At 74.4% G+C, this 14,550-nt stretch carries 16 protein-coding genes; 6 read left to right on the top strand and 10 right to left on the bottom strand.

Features of this window, described 5'->3' with window-relative positions; all coding sequences use genetic code 11:
- The 6 genes from A949_RS0117730 to A949_RS0117705 all read right to left on the bottom strand — a co-directional run.
- A partial coding sequence (locus A949_RS0117730; protein ID WP_019357366.1) for an amino acid permease occupies positions 1 to 647 on the bottom strand: 647 nt, incomplete at its 3' end.
- Between the two features lie 248 nt (positions 648 to 895).
- Positions 896 to 1,906, bottom strand: a complete 1,011-nt coding sequence (argF, locus tag A949_RS0117725) for an ornithine carbamoyltransferase (RefSeq protein WP_019357365.1) — start codon at positions 1,904 to 1,906, stop codon at positions 896 to 898.
- Positions 1,907 to 1,966: 60 nt separating this feature from the next.
- Positions 1,967 to 3,214, bottom strand: a complete 1,248-nt coding sequence (locus tag A949_RS0117720) for an arginine deiminase (RefSeq protein ID WP_019357364.1) — start codon at positions 3,212 to 3,214, stop codon at positions 1,967 to 1,969.
- 75 nt (positions 3,215 to 3,289) lie between these two features.
- Positions 3,290 to 4,210, bottom strand: coding sequence for a homocysteine S-methyltransferase (mmuM, locus tag A949_RS0117715; protein WP_019357363.1), 921 nt, complete (start codon positions 4,208 to 4,210; stop codon positions 3,290 to 3,292).
- Positions 4,207 to 5,130: an LLM class F420-dependent oxidoreductase gene (locus A949_RS0117710; RefSeq protein ID WP_019357362.1), complete on the bottom strand. Its 924-nt coding sequence runs from the start codon at positions 5,128 to 5,130 to the stop codon at positions 4,207 to 4,209. The genes mmuM and A949_RS0117710 overlap by 4 nt, the downstream gene beginning before the upstream one ends.
- An 87-nt stretch (positions 5,131 to 5,217) precedes the next feature.
- Positions 5,218 to 5,892, bottom strand: a complete 675-nt coding sequence (locus A949_RS0117705) for a TetR/AcrR family transcriptional regulator (RefSeq protein ID WP_019357361.1) — start codon at positions 5,890 to 5,892, stop codon at positions 5,218 to 5,220.
- Positions 5,893 to 5,975: 83 nt separating this feature from the next.
- On the opposite strand from A949_RS0117705, the gene A949_RS0117700 reads away from it, so the two are divergent.
- On the top strand, positions 5,976 to 6,419 hold the full coding sequence (locus tag A949_RS0117700; protein WP_019357360.1) for a nuclear transport factor 2 family protein: 444 nt from the start codon (positions 5,976 to 5,978) through the stop codon (positions 6,417 to 6,419).
- Positions 6,416 to 6,649 (top strand): heavy-metal-associated domain-containing protein, encoded by a 234-nt coding sequence (locus A949_RS0117695; protein ID WP_019357359.1) that lies wholly within the window; start codon positions 6,416 to 6,418, stop codon positions 6,647 to 6,649. Before A949_RS0117700 ends, A949_RS0117695 begins: the two co-directional genes overlap by 4 nt.
- Before the next feature lie 19 nt (positions 6,650 to 6,668).
- Here A949_RS0117695 and A949_RS0117690 read toward each other — a convergent pair whose 3' ends face one another.
- From A949_RS0117690 to A949_RS0117680, 3 genes are all read right to left on the bottom strand, one after another.
- On the bottom strand, positions 6,669 to 7,124 hold the full coding sequence (locus A949_RS0117690) for a DUF6099 family protein (RefSeq protein ID WP_019357358.1): 456 nt from the start codon (positions 7,122 to 7,124) through the stop codon (positions 6,669 to 6,671).
- 103 nt (positions 7,125 to 7,227) lie between these two features.
- On the bottom strand, positions 7,228 to 7,641 hold the full coding sequence (locus tag A949_RS0117685; protein WP_019357357.1) for a nucleotide pyrophosphohydrolase: 414 nt from the start codon (positions 7,639 to 7,641) through the stop codon (positions 7,228 to 7,230).
- Positions 7,638 to 8,966 (bottom strand): AAA family ATPase, encoded by a 1,329-nt coding sequence (locus A949_RS0117680; RefSeq protein WP_019357356.1) that lies wholly within the window; start codon positions 8,964 to 8,966, stop codon positions 7,638 to 7,640. The genes A949_RS0117685 and A949_RS0117680 overlap by 4 nt, the downstream gene beginning before the upstream one ends.
- 237 nt (positions 8,967 to 9,203) lie before the next feature.
- Between A949_RS0117680 and A949_RS0117675 the strand changes: the two genes are divergently transcribed.
- From A949_RS0117675 to A949_RS0117660, 4 genes are all read left to right on the top strand, one after another.
- Entirely contained in the window at positions 9,204 to 10,031 is an 828-nt protein-coding gene (locus A949_RS0117675) for an enoyl-CoA hydratase family protein (RefSeq protein ID WP_019357355.1), read from the top strand.
- A gap of 7 nt (positions 10,032 to 10,038) precedes the next feature.
- Positions 10,039 to 12,345 carry a bifunctional salicylyl-CoA 5-hydroxylase/oxidoreductase gene (locus A949_RS0117670; RefSeq protein ID WP_019357354.1) on the top strand — a complete coding sequence of 769 codons (2,307 nt, stop codon included), beginning with the start codon at positions 10,039 to 10,041 and terminating at the stop codon, positions 12,343 to 12,345.
- Positions 12,346 to 12,515: 170 nt separating this feature from the next.
- On the top strand, positions 12,516 to 13,265 hold the full coding sequence (locus A949_RS0117665) for a hypothetical protein (protein WP_019357353.1): 750 nt from the start codon (positions 12,516 to 12,518) through the stop codon (positions 13,263 to 13,265).
- Between the two features lie 31 nt (positions 13,266 to 13,296).
- Entirely contained in the window at positions 13,297 to 13,569 is a 273-nt protein-coding gene (locus A949_RS0117660) for a DUF3099 domain-containing protein (RefSeq protein ID WP_026004763.1), read from the top strand.
- An 87-nt stretch (positions 13,570 to 13,656) separates the two neighbouring features.
- Here the strand turns inward: A949_RS0117660 and A949_RS0117655 are convergent, their stop codons facing one another.
- Positions 13,657 to 14,529 carry a PaaX family transcriptional regulator gene (locus A949_RS0117655; protein WP_051019542.1) on the bottom strand — a complete coding sequence of 291 codons (873 nt, stop codon included), beginning with the start codon at positions 14,527 to 14,529 and terminating at the stop codon, positions 13,657 to 13,659.
- Between the last annotated feature and the right edge of the window lie 21 nt (positions 14,530 to 14,550).

Genomic DNA, 14,550 nt, shown 5'->3' with positions numbered 1-14,550 from the left:
AACGGCGAGAGGTTCCCGGCGTCGTAGGCGGTGAAGGCGATGGCGCAGAAGAGCACCAGGATGCCGACCTTGATCACGGCCATCGCGGCCGTGGCCCGGGCGCTCTCCCGTACGCCGCGCACCAGCAGCACGGCGGCGAGCAGCATCACGACCACCGCGGGCACGTTGACGACGCCGCCGTGCCCCGGGGCGTCGGCGAGGGCGGCCGGGATGCGCACCCCCACGGTGTTCTCCAGCAGTTCGTTGAGGTACTGCCCCCAGCCGATCGCGACGGCGGAGACCGAGACGCCGTACTCCAGCAGCAGGCACCAGCCCACCAGGAACGCCGCACGCTCCCCGAGTGCGGCGTAGGCGTAGGAGTAGGAGCTGCCCGAGACCGGGATGGCGCTGCCCAGCTCGGCGAAGGAGAAGGCGGTGAAGACGCAGGTCAGTGCGGCCAGGACGAACGAGACGAGGACGGCGGGACCGGCCTCGGCGACGGTGTCGGACAGGCCGACGAAGATGCCGGTGCCGACGATCGCGCCGACGCCGAAGCACACGAGCTGGAACGGGCCGAGGGTGCGCTTGAGGCCGTGCCCCTCCGGATCGGCGCCGGACTCGGCGACCAGCTGATCGGGGGACTTCAGGCGCAGGCCGGTGCGGGGCATGGGACTTCCAGGGTGGTGCGGGGGTGTGCGGGGGGTGGGCGCACACGCGGGACGTGCGCAGGGATGCCTGGCACGGGGACACAAGGGAAGGGTCCGGGCGGGTGCCCGGACCCTTCGAGGTGCCCTCCATCGTAAGTGCCGCGGCTGCATGATCTCGCGGATAACCGTATGACTATGCGCACAGCTGTACGGGTGGCGGGCGCCCGGCCGGCTTCGGTGTGCTCGGCCGGCCGGGTGTCCGGCCGGCCTCAGCCCAGCGTGGCCACCAGCACGGCCTTGATCGTGTGCAGCCGGTTCTCGGCCTGGTCGAAGACGACCGAGTACGGCGACTCGAACACCTCGTCGGTGACCTCCAGCGAGGTCAGCCCGTGCTGCTCGTGGATCTCCCGCGCCACCGCCGTGCCCAGGTCGTGGAAGGCCGGCAGGCAGTGCAGGAAGCGCACCTCGGGGTTCCCGGTGGCCCGCAGGACGTCCATGGTCACCGCGTACGGCTTCAGGAGTGCGATCCGCTCGGCCCACGCCTGCTGCGGCTCGCCCATGGAGACCCAGACGTCGGTGGCGAGGAAGTCGGCTCCGGCGACGCCCTCGGCCACGTCCTCGGTCAGGGTGATCCGCGCGCCGGTGCGCCCGGCCACTTCGCGGGCCCGGGCGACCACCGGTTCCTCGGGCCACAGCGGGCGCGGGGCCGCGATACGTACGTCCATCCCCAGCAGCGCCCCGGTGACCAGGTAGGAGTTGCCCATGTTGTTGCGCGCGTCGCCCAGGTACGCGTACGCGAGCTCCGCCGGCGGCCGGCCGGGCGCGCCCGGTGCGTGCTCGGTCATGGTGAGCACGTCGGCGAGCATCTGGGTGGGGTGCCACGCGTCGGTGAGCCCGTTGAAGACCGGCACCCCCGCGTGCGCGGCCAGCTCCTCGACCTTCTCCTGGCCGCTGCCGCGGTACTGGATCCCGTCGAACATCCGCCCGAGCACGCGTGCGGTGTCCTTTATGGACTCCTTCACGCCCAGGTGTGAGCCGGCCGGGTCCAGGTAGGTGGTGTGCGCTCCCTGGTCGGCGGCGGCGACCTCGAAGGCGCAGCGCGTGCGGGTGGAGGCCTTCTCGAAGAGCAGCGCGATGTTCCGGCCCCGCAGCCGCGGCTGCTCGGTGCCCTCCCGCTTCGCCGCCTTCAGCTCGGCGGCCAGGGAGACCAGGCCGCCGAACTCCTCCGGCGTGAAGTCCAGCTCCTTGAGGAAGTGGCGGCCGGTGAGGTCTGCTGCCATGGGGGCTCCTAGGTGCGCGCGTGCAATGCTGTCCGCAATTATATACGGCACACCGAATTCCTATACGACCGGGTCGCGCTCCACCGGGCAGCTCATACAGCGCGGCCCGCCGCGCCCCCGCCCCAGCTCGCCACCGGGGATCTCCACCACCTCGACACCCTGCCGCCGCAGGTGCGTGTTGGTCGTCACGTTCCGGTCGTAGGCCACCACGACACCCGGCTCGACGGCCAGCACGTTGCAGCCGTCGTCCCACTGCTCCCGCTCGGCGGAGCGCACGTCCTGCGTCGCGGTCAGCACCCGGATCCGGTCCAGCCCCAGCGCCGCCGCGACGGCCCGGTGCATGTGCTCCGGTGCGTGGTCGGAGACCTTCAGCTCCTGGGCGCCGGACCCCGGCTCGATCGTGTACGAGCGCAGCATGCCCAGCCCCTCGTACTGGGTGAAGGTCTCCCCGTCGACCATCGTCAGCACCGTGTCCAGATGCATGAAGGCCCGTCGCTTGGGCATGTCCAGCGCGACGATCGACCGGGCCGAGCCCTGCGCGAACAGCCCGTGCGCCAGCGTCTCCACGGCCTGCGGGGTGGTCCGCTCACTCATCCCGACCAGCACCGCGCCGTTGCCCAGCACCAGCACGTCGCCGCCCTCGATGGTGGCCGGGTACGCCGACTGGCCACCCGCCCAGGTGTGGAAACCGCCGCCGGAACCGCCGTCCGCGGCAGCCGCGAACAGCGGATGGTGCCGGTAGACGGCCTCGAAGTGGACGGTCTCGCGCTGCCGCGCCGGCCAGCGCATCGCGTTGATGCACACCCCGTCGTACACCCACGCCGAGGTGTCCCGGGTGAAGATGTGGTTGGGCAGCGGGGCCAGCAGGAAGTCGTCCTCGTCCATCACATGGAAGCGCACCGACGCCGGCTCGGCACAGCGCTCCAGATACTCCCGCTTGGTCATGCCCCCGATCAGCGCCTCGGCCAGCTCGGCCGTCGGCAGCCGGTCGAAGGAGTCCCGCAGATGGTCGGTGGCCAGCAGCCCGTACTCCTTCTCGTCGAAGACCCGGTCCAGGACCAGCGCGCGGGCGGCGGGGACATCGAGCGCCTCCGCCAGCAGATCCCCGAACAGATGCACCTCGACGCCGAGTTCGCGCAGCGTACCGGCGAACGCGTCGTGCTCCTCCAGCGCCCGGCGCACCCACAGCACGTCGTCGAAGAGGAGCTCGTCCTTGTTGGTGGGGGTGAGCCGCTTGAGTTCGAGCCCCGGCCGGTGCACGATGACGCGGCGCAGCCGCCCGGTCTCGGAGTCGACATGGAATCCCATGCGCTCATCCTGACGGAGCGCCCCGCGCACCGCGAGGAGCCGGCAGGCCCCGCCGCCGCACGTGCCCCGCCCGATTCAGCCGTCCTGCCGCAGCATCCGCCCCACCGCGGCGATGTCCCGCGGCCCCACCCGGCAGCAGCCGCCGACCAGCCGGGCCCCGCGCGCCACCCACCCCGGAACCCGCCGCGCCGCGAACGACGGCGACCCCGTCCAGCGGGCCCGTGCCGCGTCCCAGCCCTCGCCGCTGTTCGGATAGGCGACCAGCGGCACCCCCGGGCACGCGCGCGCGGCCGCCTCCAGCGCCGCGTCCACCTCCTCGGACGCACAGCAGTTCACGCCCACCGCGAGCACCTGCGGATTGCCGGCGGCGGGCCCGAACGCCTCGGCCAGCGGCTGCCCCGCACGGGTGCGCCCGCCCGCCACCGTGCAGCTCAGCCACACCGGCAGCCCGCAGTCCGCCGCGGCCCGCAGCAGGGCCTCGGCCTCCACCGCGTCGGGCACCGTCTCCAGTGCGAGGACGTCCGGCTCCGCCGCAGCCAGCGCCTCGATCCGCGGCCGGTGGAAGTCGGCCAGCTCCGCGACGCCCAGTCCGTACCGGCCCCGGTACTCGCTGCCGTCCGCGAGCACCGCGCCGTAGGGGCCGACCGAGGCCGCGACCCACACCTGCTCGCCGGTCGCGCCCCGCGCCGCCGCCCGCGCCAGCTCCACGCTGCGCCGGAACAGTGCCGCGGCCTGCGCCGCATCCCGGCCGCGGCGCCCGAAGCCCTCGAACGACGCCTGGTAGCTGGCGGTGATCAGCACCCGCGCCCCGGCCCGGACGTACGCCGCGTGCGCGGCCTCGACCTCCCCGGGCGCCTCGGCCAGCAGGCGGGCCGACCACAGCTCGTCGCCGAGGTCGTTGCCCTGGGCCGCCAACTGGTCGGCGAGCCCGCCGTCCAGCAGTACGGTGCCCCGGTCGAGCGCCCGGGCGAGCGGGGACGCGGGGTGCGGGGTCACGACAGCTTGGCCTGCACCTGGTCCGCGATCAGTGCCAGGTGGTCCAGGTCGCCCAGGTCGAGGATCTGGAGGTAGACGCGGGAGCTGCCCAGCTCGCCGAACCGGCCGATCCGGTCCACGACCTCCTCCGGCGTGCCCGCCAGTCCGTTCTCCTTCAGCTCGGACACCTCGCGGCCGATGGCCGCCGCGCGGCGGGCCACCTCCGCGTCGTCCCTGCCCACACAGGCCACCAGCGCGTTGGAGTACACCAGGTCCGCGGCGTCGCGGCCGCGCTCCCGGGCGGCGGCCCGCACCCGGTCGAACTGCCGCTCGGTGTCCGCGAGGGAGCCGAAGGGCACGTTGAACTCGTCCGCGTAGCGCGCGGCCAGCCGCGGCGTGCGCGTGGCCCCGAAGCCGCCCACCAGGACCGGGATGTGCTCCTGGCGCGGCTTGGGCAGCGCGGGGGAGTCGGTGAGCTGGTAGTGGGTGCCCTGGTGGCTGAACGTCTCACCCACCGGGGTCTCCCACAGCCCGGTGATGATCGCGAGCTGCTCCTCCAGCCGGCCGAACTTCTCCTTGGGGAAGGGAATGCCGTAGGCGGTGTGCTCCGCCTCGAACCACCCCGCGCCGAGGCCGAAGTCGACGCGGCCGCCGGACATGGCGTCCACCTGGGCCACCTGGATGGCCAGCGGCCCCGGCAGCCGGAAGGTCCCGGCGGTCATGAGCGTGCCCAGCCGGATGCGGCTGGTCTCCCGGGCGAGCCCGGCCAGGGTGATCCAGGCGTCGGTGGGTCCGGGCAGTCCGTCGGAGTCGCCCATGGCCAGATAGTGGTCGGAGCGGTAGAACGCGTCGAAGCCGAGGTCTTCGGTGGCCTTCGCGACCTTCAGCAGCGTGTCGTAGTCGGCCCCCTGCTGGGGCTCGGTGAAGATTCGCAGTCGCATGCCCCTATATTGCCTGGTCGCACGGCGTCGCGGAGCGCGGGCACCGGCTCGGGCCGGTGCGCCCGCCCCGGTCGTGCCGGACCTGCTTCAGCCGTCCCGGGCCTCGCCCCCGCCGGTCCCACCGGTCCCGGCGCCCTCCGCGGCCCGACCGGAGCCGGTCCCCAGAAGGCGGAGCAGGCTGGTGCGGAGGACCTCGCGGGCCCGGTCCGGGGACAGCCGTCCGGCCTCCGCCTGCTCGCTCGCGGTGTGCGCGAGGGCGATGACGGCGGAGACCAGCCAGTCCGCCGGAAGCCCGTCGTCGAACTCGCCGTCGTGCCGGCCGCGCCGGACGACCCGCTCCAGCAACTCGGCGACGGCCACGTGCCGCTCCGCGTCCTCCCGCGCGTCCGTCGGCAGCGCCGCCGCGGCCCGGACGAGCCCCGGGTGTTCGGCGGTGCACCGCTCGGCCGCGTCCAGCAGCCGCAGCAGCGCTTCGGCTGCCGGGCCGGAGTCCGGTTCGGCGGCGGCCATGGCGGCGGCGGTCCGCTCGGTGAGCCGGTCCAGCGTCGCGGCCAGCAGCCGCTCCCGGGAGGGGAAGTGCGCGTAGACGGTCTGCCGCGTCACGCCCGCCGCGGTGGCGACGGCCTCGACGCTGGCGTCCGGGCGTTCGTTCAGCAGCCGGATCGCCGCGTCCAGGATCGACGCCCTGCTGCGGCGGGCGTCGGCACGGCGGTTGCGGGAGCGGTCCTGAGAGGGGGACGGAGACGACGGAGAAGGAGACATCTCTTACACCTTGTCAAAGATGCCGCCGAACAGCTACGGTGCAATTCATACAACGTGTAAGAGTTCTAGGAGTTGGAGGTCGCATGAGCCCGTTCGGCACCACCGAACCCCGGCGCTTCATCGCCGATTTCGTCACGGGGTTCCACGCCGCACTCGTCGGCGGCGACGGCGGCGACTGTGGCGACGAGGAGGCGGCGGCGATCGTCGACCGCTTCCACACGCCCGACGTCGAGCAGATCGCCGACGGCCACCGGATGGACCGCGCGAAACTGGTCGCCCACACCCGCCCCACCCGCAAACGGCGGCCGAAGCTCGAGATGACCGTCCACGAGGCGCTGACGGCCGGGGACCGGCTCGCCGCGCGGTACACGATGCAGGTGCGAGACGGGAAGCGGGAGTTCGCGATCGAGGTCTGCTTCTTCGGCCGGTTCACCCCCGACGGGCGGCTGCGCCGGGCCAGGATGCTCACCCGCCACGTCCCGGAGGGGACCCGGCATCTCCCGGACGCACCGGAGGCCGCCGCGTGAGCGCGCCGGGTGCCCGCGGCCGCAGCTACACGGTGCTGGGGATGGCCTGCGGCCACTGCGCCGAGGCCGTCACCGCGGAGCTGGGCCGGCTCCCGGGGGTCGCCGAGGTGCTGGTCGACGTCGAGCGCGACACCGTCACCCTCCTCGGCACCGCGCTTCCCGGCCTCGCGGCCGTCCGCGAGGCGGTGGACGAGGCCGGGTACGAACTCGTCGCCGGCTGCGGGGAGTAGAGCCGCGGTCGCCGTGCGGTCAGGCCAGGCTGCCGCGTTCCCGCATGGCCAGGGTGCGGAGGATCGCGGCGATCCGGTCGCCCGACTCGTCGGCCGCGTCGATGGCCTCCATGCACTGCCAGTACAGCGTCTCCTCCTCCGCCGTGACCGCGACGCCGACCAGGGCGACCCCCGCCTCGCCCAGGAGCGCGCCCAGGTCGTCCAGTGTGCGCCGGGGGTCGTCGATCTCCGAGAGCTGGGCCGCGCGCACCGCTCCGGCCCGCATCGCCTGGTTCCTGGAGCCGTTGGCCCTGCCGCCCACCTCGCTCAGGCCCAGCGCCTCGGACCGGACCGCCGGGGGGCCGCTGACCGCGAGATGGCTGCCGACCGCCGCCGCGAGTGCCTGCGCCTGCCATGCCTCGGCGAGAGTGTCGGACACGTCCGCGCTGAGCGCGAGGGCCTGGCGTGTGGCGGCGATGAGCCGGCCTGCGTCCATCTGCCTACCCCTCACTGGTCGTCACCCAGCGTGACTGAATTGGGCCAGCTCCGCCAGGAGGTTTCGGAATATCGTGGATAAAAGGCTCGTGCCTCGAAGTTCTTCACTCCATAGAGTGACCGGTTCCGGGCTTCGGGAAACGCGATTCGTTCCTCTCGATCTTCGCTTCCAGCGCCGCGAGGGGGTCGACCCCCACCACGTGGCAGAACTGGAGCAGATACGCGAGGACATCCGCGACCTCGTCCTCGACCCGCGCGGCGCCCTCCGCGTCCGCCATCACCCGTGCCGACTGCTCCGGGGTCAACCACTGGAAGATCTCCACCAGTTCGGCAGCCTCCACGCTCAGCGCCGCCGCCAGGTTCTTGGGGGTGTGGTATTGCCCCCAGTCCCGTGCCTCGGCGAACCGGGCGAGTCGTCGTTGGAGTTCCGCGACCGTGCGGGGAGTCTCCCGGTGGCCACCGGCCCCTTCAGCGGCGCCGGTGTGTGCCTCGTCTGCGTCGTCGTGCTCTGCGTTCACCCTCCAAGGTCTACCAGCAGCGGCCCGCCGGTCGACGCCGCCTCCCGGGCCAGTGCGCCGCCGGCGGTACTCGTGGCCAGCAGCCGTACATGGCCGCGCTCGGCCATCCGCCGGGCGAGCGCCAGGAGTCCGGCCGCCTGCCGCCCGTCCAGCTCCCGGTCCGCGCCGTCCGCCAGCACCGTGAGCGCCTGCCGCGCCGCCGGTACCTCGTGCACCGTGTCCACCGACAGCACCCCGGGTCCGGTCAGCAGGACGAGCGCCAGCGCGGTGAACCGCAACTCGCCCTCGCCCAGCCACTCCAGGGGCGTGCCCGGCCCGCCGTCGTCCCGCACCAGGACGCCTCGCACCAGCTCCGACTCCTGCCCGCGGCCGGGCCCGGCCGGTTCCGCGCGCAGCTCGGCGACCGGCCCGGCGCAGCCCTCCCGCACCGCGGTCAGCAGGGCCGCGTGCCGGGTGCCGCACTCCGATCCGGTGCGGCGCAGGACGTCCGCGAGGTTGCGGCAGTCGCCGCGCAGCCTCCCGTCCCGGGCCGTCACCGGCTGCCGCATCCGCGCGGGCACCGGTGCACAGGCGAAGACCGAGCGCAGCGCGACCACGACCTGCTCGACCGCCTCCAGCAGCACTTGTTCCTCGGGTGTCGTCCCGGCGACCCGCAGCGGCAGCAGCGGCAGGGTCAGCCGGTCGTCGGGCATCCGCAGGGTCCGGGACGGGCCCGCCGCCGGGCAGGTGGCCGCGACCGCGCGCCGGGCCGGGTCCCGCAGTGCCGTGGACAGCAGCGTCTCGCCGGAGTGCGCGGACAACCGTTCGCCCACGACGCGCAGTTCGGGTTCCGCCTGGACGGCGACGTCAAAGCGGAGCACTCCGGCCGGGCCCGCCACGGTGCAGCCGAGCCGGAAGCCGCGCCGTCCCTGTCGGTCGGGCCTGGCGGTCCGCGGTACGTAGGGCGAGTGCCCCGCGGGCGGGGCGGACGGTGTGCCGAATACCTCGTCCAGCGTGCTGCCCTGGCCGAGCCGGGCCAGCGCCTCGTACGCCTCCAGGACGGTGGACTTGCCGCTGCCGCTGGGCCCCGTCAGCACGGTGACCGGCCCCAGCGGGACGGTGCGGGTGCGCAGCGCGCGGAAGGCGGACAGGTGCAGGGCGCTGACGGCAGGTGCCCGTGCGGCCCCTTCCGGCCCGACGGCGGTGCCGTCGGCGGAGGCGCGGGGGAACTTCGCGGTGTCGCCGGGCCCGCCGGGGTGGCCGGGGCCGTCCGCGGGGCCGTCGATGCCGTCCGCACGGCCGTCCAGGGTCGCGGCAGCTGCGCCGCCGTGCTGTGCCGCTCGCATGTCGGGGACCGTATGCACGCCCCTGTGAGACGAACCGTTCCCGCACCTCTGCGGTCCCCCGATCGGATGACAGGTGAGGGCGGAGCGTGCTGCGGCGGCGATGGGGTCCTGACCCGTACTGTCTATCGCGCACTCGTGACGACAGTCATATCCCAGTGATACGTTCGACGCGGTGGCCGGCCCGACCGACCTGGCGGGAGGCCGACGGTTTGCCGACGGAGCGACGGAGGCCGCGGAATGAGCCCGTTCACCGGATCTGCGCAGCGCACCGAGGAATGGCGGCATCTGCGGGTCGCCGAGGAGAAGGGCGTCACCACCGTGACGCTCGACCGGCCGGAGAAACTGAACGCGCTCACCTTCGAGGCGTACGCCGACCTCCGCGACCTGCTCGCCGAACTGTCGCACCGCGACCGCACCCGGGCCCTGGTGCTCGCGGGCGAGGGGCGCGGGTTCTGCTCGGGCGGCGATGTGGACGAGATCATCGGCGCCACCCTGCGGATGGACACCGCCCGGCTGCTGGAGTTCAACCGGATGACCGGCCAGGTCGTCCGCGCCCTGCGGGAGGCGCCGTTCCCCGTGGTGGCGGCCGTGCAGGGGGTGGCGGCGGGCGCGGGCGCGGTGCTCGCACTCGCGGCGGACTTCCGGGTGGCCGACCCCACCGCGCGGTTCGCCTTCCTCTTCACCCGCGTCGGCCTCTCCGGCGGGGACATGGGCGCTGCTTACCTGCTGCCCCGGGTGGTCGGGCTCGGCCACGCCACCCGCATCCTGATGCTGGGGGAGCCGGTGCGGGCACCGGAGGCGGAACGGATCGGCCTGCTCAGCCAGTTGGCCGAGGAGGGCGCGGCCGGATCGGCCGCGGACGCACTGGCCCGGCGGCTCGCGGACGGTCCCGCGCTCGCCCACGCACAGACCAAGGCGCTGCTCACCGCCGAGCTGGACCTCCCGCTGTCCGGCGCCGTCGAACTCGACGCCGCCACCCAGGCGCTGCTGATGCACGGCGAGGACTACCAGGAGTTCCACGCGGCCTTCACCGAGAAGCGCCCGCCGTCCTGGCGGGGCAGGTGAGCAGGCCGTGACCGCGGTGCACCCGGCGCCGTCCCCGGGGCACCGGGCGCTGCGCGTGGCCGTCATCGGCGGCGGCCCCGGCGGACTGTACGCCGCGCTGCTGCTCAAACGGCTCGACCCGGCGCGCGAGGTGACGGTCTACGAACGCGACGCCCCGGGCGAGACCTTCGGCTTCGGGGTCGTCCTCTCCGACGAGACCGTCGGCGGGATCGAGAACGCCGACCCGGACGCCTTCGCCGCCCTGGGCGAACACCTGGTGCGGTGGGACGCGATCGAGGTCGTGCACCGCGGCCGGACCCTCTCCTCCGGCGGTCACGGATTCGCGGCGCTCGGCCGCCGCACGCTCCTGTCGGTGCTGCACGAGCGGTGCCGCGGGCTCGGGGTGGTGCTGCGCTTCCGCACCCAGGCGCCCCCGGCCGCCGAACTGGCCCGCGACCACGACCTGGTCGTCGCCGCCGACGGGGTGCACAGCGCCACCCGTGCCGCGCACGCCGACGTCTTCCGGCCCGCGCTGACCACCCACCGCTGCCGGTACATCTGGCTGGCCGCGGACTTCGCGCCGGACGCCTTCCGCTTCGAGATCGCCGAGACCCCGTACGGCATCCTCCAACTGCACGCCTACCCCTACGCGCCGGACCGTTCGACCGCCGTGGTCGAGGCCCGCGAGGAGGTGTGGCGGGCGGCGGGGCTGGACCGGCTGGACGAGCGTGCCGCGGCCGAGCGATGCGCCGCGCTGTTCCCCGCGACACTGCGCGGGCGCACGCTGCACGGCAACCGCTCGCGCTGGACCGCCTTCCGCACCGTCGTCAACGAGCGCTGGACACACGGGAACATCGTGCTGCTCGGCGACGCCGCGCACACGGCGCACTTCTCCATCGGCTCGGGCACCAAACTCGCCGTCGAGGACGCCCTGGCGCTCGCGGCCCGTCTGCGCGAGGAGCCCGACCTCCCCGCCGCGCTGGCCGCCTACGAAGCCGAGCGCAAGCCGGTCGTGCGGTCCACCCAGCGCGCCGCGCACGCCAGCCTGACCTGGTTCGAGGAGCTGACCGACCATGTCGCGCAGCCCCCGCACCGGTTCGCCTTCAACCTGCTGACCCGCAGCCGCCGCGTCACCCACGCCAACCTGAGGCTGCGCGACCCCGCGTTCGTCGCCGCGACGGAGCGGGAGGCGGGGATCCCGCCGGGCACCCCGCCCATGTTCACCCCCTTCGGGCTGCGCGGACTGGAGCTGCGCAACCGGGTGGTCGTCTCCCCGATGGACATGTACCGGTCCGAGCACGGCGTGCCCGGCGACTTCCACCTCGTCCACCTGGGTGCGCGGACCCTCGGCGGCGCCGGGCTGACCATGACCGAGATGGTGTGCGTCTCCGAGCCGGGCCGCATCACGCCGGGCTGCGCGGGGCTGTGGAACGACGAACAGGAGGCGGCCTGGCGGCGGATCGCCGCCTTCGTGCACCGCCAGTCCCCGACCGCCGCGCTCGGCCTGCAGCTCGGCCACTCCGGGCGCAAGGGCTCCACCAGGCGCATGTGGGAGGGCATCGACGAGCCGCTGCCCGAGGGCAACTGGCCGCTGGTCGCCGCCTCTCCGCTGCCCTACCGGCCCGGTGTCAGCCAGACCCCGCAGCAGCTGACCCCCGCCGGGATGGCCGCCGTCCGGGAGGAGTTCACCGCGGCGGCGCGACGCGGTGCCCGGGCCGGCTTCGACCTGCTGGAGCTGCACTGCGCACACGGCTATCTGCTCTCCGGCTTCCTCTCCCCGCTGACCAACCGGCGCACCGACGGTTACGGCGGCCCGCTGGCGGCGCGGCTGCGCTACCCGCTGGAGGTCTTCGACGCGGTGCGCGAGGTGTGGCCCGCCGAACGCCCCATGACGGTGCGGATATCCGCCACCGACTGGGCGCCGGGCGGGACCACGGGGGAGGACGCGGTCCGGATCGCGGCCGCCTTCGCCGAGCACGGCGCGGATGCCATCGACGTCTCGACCGGCCAGGTCGTGGCCGACGAGCGCCCCGCGCTGGGCCGCTCCTACCAGACCCCGTTCGCCGACCGCATCCGCAACCGGCTGGGCATCCCGGTCATCGCCGTGGGGGCCGTCTCCTCCTGGGACGACGTCAACTCCCTGCTCCTCGCCGGGCGCGCGGACCTGTGCGCGCTGGCCCGGCCGCACCTGTACGACCCGCACTGGACGCTGCACGCGGCGGCCGAGCAGGAGTACCAGGGGCCCGGCGCGCCGTGGCCCGAGCCGTACCGGGCGGGCAGCCGCAGGCCTCCCACCGGCCGCACCGATGCGCCGAAGCCCCGTCTGTCCCTGTAGTCCCTGCCGCTGCAAACTGCGCGGTATGTAGTAATCCCCAGGCCTCGCCGCCCCGTACGGGTCTAGGCTGAGCGGTCCGTTCGCGATCCCCCGCCTCCGGGGAAGGCGCCTTCGGGGCGCGGACGGGCGAGCCGGCGCGCACGCCCGCCGAAGCCGGAAAGGGGAGGAATGTGCCCGCTCTGAACCAGGCCGAACTGGTGCTGGTGCACGATCCGCTCGCCGGAGACCTCTTCTGGCAGCCCGTCGCCGGGGCGCTGCGCGTACGGGGCCGCACGGTGAGCGTTCCCTCCCTGACCGCGGTCTTCGACACCGCGGGGCCCTACTACCCGGAACTGCTCGACGCCGTGGCCCGCCGGCTGGCCGCCCCCTCGGCCCCCGCCGCCCCTGTCGTCCTGGCCGGGCACAGTGCCGCGGGTGCCCTGCTGCCCGCCCTCCGCGAACTGCTCACCCGCGGGCACCGCCCGCCGCGCACCGTGGCCGGCACGGTCTACGTGGACGCGCCGTGGCCGCTCCCGGGGCGGAGCGGGCTGGCGGCCCTCCCGCCGGAGCAGGCCGCGCGCCTGCGCGAACTGGCCGAGGACGGCGTGCTGCCGCCCTGGGACATCTGCTTCGCCGAGCAGGACCTGATCGACGCGATCCCCGACCCGGTGCTGCGCGACCGGTTCCGCGCGGGCCTCCCGCGGCTACCGCTCGCCTACTTCCAGGAGCCCGCCCCGGCAGCCGTCCCGGACCCGGACCCCGCCCGGACGGCCTACCTGCGGCTCAGCCCCCGCTACGAGGAGACCGCGATGCGGGTGGAGGCTCTCGGGCACCGGGTGCTGCGGCGCACCGCGCACCATCTGAGTCCGCTCACCGACCCCGAGGCCACCGCCGACGCGCTGGAGAAACTCGCCCTGCGCTTCGCTCTCCGCTCCGCCTGACGAGACCCCCGCACCGCCGTACGGTGGAAGTATGTACGCACGGAGGCGACGGCGGTACTTCACGCTGATGGCCATCTGCCTGGTGCTGTTCGTCAGCGCCTGGGCCTTCGTGCGGCTGTGGTCGGTGCCCGCCGCCGTCGCCATGTGTGCCGTCGCCATGATCCTCCCGCCGCTCGCCGCCATCGTCGGCAACCGGCGGGAGCCCGACGACCGGTGGTGGGACGAGCCGCCCGAGGACGACCTGCCACCGGACGACCGGTGGACCGGCGACGACGGCCCGCGGCGCGACGGCGGGGGCCGCTGAGCCGACGGCCCGGAGCCCCGGCCGCATCCCGCTGCGGCCCCGGCCGCTGCCCGACGGTCCCGTCGGCATTCCGGGCGGCCCGGCGCCTCAGCGGCCCGGCGTCTGCGCGTACACCTCGCGCACATACCCGTACCCCGCGTCGCGCAGCTTCGCGTGCAGCCCGGCGAACACCTTCGCCGACCGCTCGCCGGGCCAGCGCGCGGGCAGCAGCGCCGACGGCAGGCCCGGATCGGCGTACGGGAGCCGCCGCCAGGCGTCCAACGCGAGCAGGTAGTCCCGGTAGGCCGCCTCCGCGGGCACCCGGCTGCGCCGCTCCCAGCGGCGCAGTACCGGCTCGTGCACGGCGAGGAACGCGCGGTGGCCCTCCGCCATCGCCTCCAGGTCCCACCATCGGGCCACCGCTTCGGCCGTCGGCGCGAAACCGGTGTGGCTGCCCCGGAACAGGTCCACGTACGGCGCCAGCTCCAGCCGCTCCAGCGAGTGCCGGGTCTCCGCCTCCAGGTGCCCGGGCGCGATCCACACGCCGGGTGCGGCGGTGCCGAAGCCGAGGCGGGTGAGCCGGGAGCGCAGCACGTGCCGCCGGTCGCGTTCGCTCTCCGGGACGGAGAAGACGGCCAGCAGCCAACTGCCGTCCGGTTCGGGGCGGTGGTAGATGCGGTGGTCGCCGTCCGCGAGCAGCTGCGCGGCAGCGGGCGAGGGGCGGTATCCGGCCGCCCTGCTGCCGGGTCTGTCGGCGGCCAGCAGCCCGCGCCGCTTCAGCCGCGAGACCGCCGAGCGGACCGAGGGCGCGTCCACGCCGAGGGCGCCCAGCAGCCGGATCAGCGCGGCGACCGGTACGGCGCCCCCGCCTTCCGGCTCTCGGCCGTAGGCGCCGTAGAAGGAGAGCACGAGGGAGCCGGGCGAGGGCTTGCGGAGCGAGCCGCGCGGGGCGTGGGCTGCCTCGTCGAGCTGCGGGAACACGTTCTGGACCACGCCGTCACT

The organism is Streptomyces sp. AA1529 (genome assembly GCF_000280905.1).
Taxonomy (GTDB): Bacteria; Actinomycetota; Actinomycetes; order Streptomycetales; family Streptomycetaceae; genus Streptomyces.
This window is presented reverse-complemented; position numbering and strand designations above follow the sequence as displayed.

Excerpts from the sequence above, each read along its gene's own strand:
- argF (WP_019357365.1), bottom strand. The coding sequence starts at position 1,906 with ATGGCAGCAGACCTCACCGGCCGCCACTTCCTCAAGGAGCTGGACTTC.
- A949_RS0117720 (WP_019357364.1), bottom strand. The coding sequence starts at position 3,214 with ATGGGATTCCATGTCGACTCCGAGACCGGGCGGCTGCGCCGCGTCATC.
- A949_RS0117710 (WP_019357362.1), bottom strand. The coding sequence starts at position 5,130 with ATGCGACTGCGAATCTTCACCGAGCCCCAGCAGGGGGCCGACTACGAC.
- A949_RS0117705 (WP_019357361.1), bottom strand. The coding sequence starts at position 5,892 with ATGTCTCCTTCTCCGTCGTCTCCGTCCCCCTCTCAGGACCGCTCCCGC.
- A949_RS0117700 (WP_019357360.1), top strand. The coding sequence starts at position 5,976 with ATGAGCCCGTTCGGCACCACCGAACCCCGGCGCTTCATCGCCGATTTC.
- A949_RS0117690 (WP_019357358.1), bottom strand. The coding sequence starts at position 7,124 with ATGGACGCAGGCCGGCTCATCGCCGCCACACGCCAGGCCCTCGCGCTC.
- A949_RS0117680 (WP_019357356.1), bottom strand. The coding sequence starts at position 8,966 with ATGCGAGCGGCACAGCACGGCGGCGCAGCTGCCGCGACCCTGGACGGC.
- A949_RS0117675 (WP_019357355.1), top strand. The coding sequence starts at position 9,204 with ATGAGCCCGTTCACCGGATCTGCGCAGCGCACCGAGGAATGGCGGCAT.
- A949_RS0117660 (WP_026004763.1), top strand. The coding sequence starts at position 13,297 with ATGTACGCACGGAGGCGACGGCGGTACTTCACGCTGATGGCCATCTGC.